This window comes from Bacillus sp. JJ1474, from assembly GCF_036965225.1.
Taxonomy (GTDB): domain Bacteria; phylum Bacillota; class Bacilli; order Bacillales; family Cytobacillaceae; genus Cytobacillus.
Genome location: NZ_JBALPC010000314.1, coordinates 274 through 2,675, shown reverse-complemented (window position 1 = coordinate 2,675; position 2,402 = coordinate 274). Strand labels below are relative to the sequence as shown.

Sequence of the window (2,402 nt, the reverse complement as noted above, 5' to 3'; positions counted from 1 at the left end):
TGTACAAAAAATAAGTGTTTTTACTCGTAACAATTCCATTATATTCCCATTAATCCAAAATTCAACCACATTTACATATTGTTCACATTAATGATATAAATTTTAAAGCTTCAGCACAATTTTCCTCTATAGGATTGAAAGGAGTTACTGACTTTCACAAAAAAATGAACCATTATAAATGTTCTTTCCCATATTTATGGAACGAATATTTCAGAAAAGGATCAGTTTCAACTCGGGAGCTAAAGCTAATTTATAAGAAGAACCCGAAAAAAAGAGCGTCTGCTCAGGTAATAGCGGATGCCCTTTTTAACTTCGGGATATTTTCTTAATTTAAATACTGAAATTTTATCAATATAATGGAGTCATTTCTCACCTTGCATAGAACGTGAAAAATAATGAAACAAAGTCATTATATCGAATTTAATATCTAGACCTTTTTCAACTGAATACTCTTACTTAGTTTCGAGTGGCAATGACGGATCTTTTGCCCATTCTGTCAAAGAGCCATCGTAGATAGCTACATTTTTTTGCCCAAGTTTATTTAAAATTAGAGCATTCCAAGTAGCTGCAATAGCACTGCCGCAATACGTAATTACTTTCTTGTTTGGTTCGAGTGCTCCAATCTCTTCGAATTTTTTGCGAAGATTTTCCTCATCATAAAGCTCTTTTGTTTCTGAATTAGAATGTGAACCAAAGAATACGTTGACACTACTTGGGATATGACCGCGCCTTCCGTACGTATTTACTTCTCCGTTATAATGTGCTTCTGTCAAACTATCAATGATAATCACATCCTCATCATTAATAGCTTTCAGAACCTCTTCCTTTGTAACAAATAATTCTGGTCTTCTTACCCCAGTGAAATTTCCTTTTGGATAGGAACCAGGTTCGGCTGTAACAGGGCGTTTTTCCTCCAGCCATTTTGGAAAACCTCCATCAAGAACGGCAACATCCTCAAAACCTTCGTAACGTAATTGCCACGCAAGACGGGAAGCCCAATGGGATGCAATAACAGGTGCATTTACAATCGCTCCCTGATCATAAATCACTACATAAGTCCCTTCTTCTACACCAAGTTCACTAATCTTTTGTACAAATCTTTCACGAGAAGGAGCAGTAAAGGTAAATTCCGAATCAGGATCAGAAAATTCATTATATAGATCAGCAAAAACTGCTCCAGGAATATGCCCCTTTTCATAAGCTTCTTTACCCGACCACACATCATAATATCCATCTTTCTCAGGATGTTTTAAAAATGTTGTCGCATCCAGTAATCTTAAATTAGGATCATTCAATCTTTCTGCCAGCCATTCTGTTGTTACTATTAATGGTACCTTACTCATTAAAAAACTCCTCCTCTAAAAGACAATTTATTATTTATATATAAAAAAACAAAGCCTATAAAACATATATATTTACTCGGTTTTATGTTTATTCAAATTTTATCATTCCATATTTCATTTATCAAATAATAAACCTGTTGTACTATTTGCTTTTCAAAAGTACCCTTTAGAATTCAATTAAAAAATGAAATAATTGAACAAAAGAAAAGAGCGCGTTTTGAAAAAAGATTGATCAAAACACGCTCTTAATATATCTATAAACTACCCCATATTTATTTTTTCATCAAAAGTTAAAACAGACAACCTCAAGCTTAGAATGTTTTGCTGAAATCTTACGCTCCCATTCCACCGTCAACTCTATACTGAACTCCTGTGATAAATGAACTTTCATCAGAAGCAAGGAACAGTACTAAATTAGCAATATCACTTGGTTCACCGTAACGTCCTAATGGAATAGCCTTTGCTAAATCTTCTTGTTCTACATTCAATCCATCTTCTAAAGAACGCATCATTCTTGTGTTAACAGGAGATGGATGAATTGAATTCACACGTACATTAGCATTTGCTACTTCTATTGCGGATGCTTTTGTTAATCCCACTACTGCATGCTTTGAAGCAATATAAGGTGATACTCCCGGACTACCTTCTAGTCCTGCAACAGATGAAGTGTTGATAACACTGCCATAGCCTTGTTTAGTCATAACTGGTAGAACATATTTCAATCCTAAAAATACTCCACGTACATTGACGCTGATTACTTTATCGAAATCCTCAATTTTTTGATCCACAAGAGGTGCTACTTTTCCTTCGATTCCGGCATTGTTAAAGAATACATCGATTTTCCCAAAGTGTTCAAGTGCTTTTTTAACATAGTTTTCTACATCCGATTCTTTTGAAACGTCCGCTTGAACTGTAAGAACTTCACCAAGTGAGGCTAGTTCATCTTTTGCTTTAAGAAGGGATTCTTCAAATAAATCTACTAAAACCACTTTAGCTCCTTCTTTTAGAAATCTTTCTGCTACTACTTTGCCAATACCACCTGCTCCACCTGTAATGACA

General features: G+C 34.8%; 2 protein-coding genes. Both read right to left on the bottom strand.

The window, feature by feature from the left end:
• Positions 1-452: 452 nt before the first annotated feature.
• Complete coding sequence (locus V7164_RS25230; RefSeq protein WP_335347403.1) at positions 453-1,343, bottom strand: sulfurtransferase; 891 nt, start codon at positions 1,341-1,343, stop codon at positions 453-455.
• 332 nt (positions 1,344-1,675) lie between these two features.
• A partial coding sequence (locus V7164_RS25225) for an SDR family NAD(P)-dependent oxidoreductase (protein ID WP_335355596.1) occupies positions 1,676-2,402 on the bottom strand: 727 nt, incomplete at its 5' end.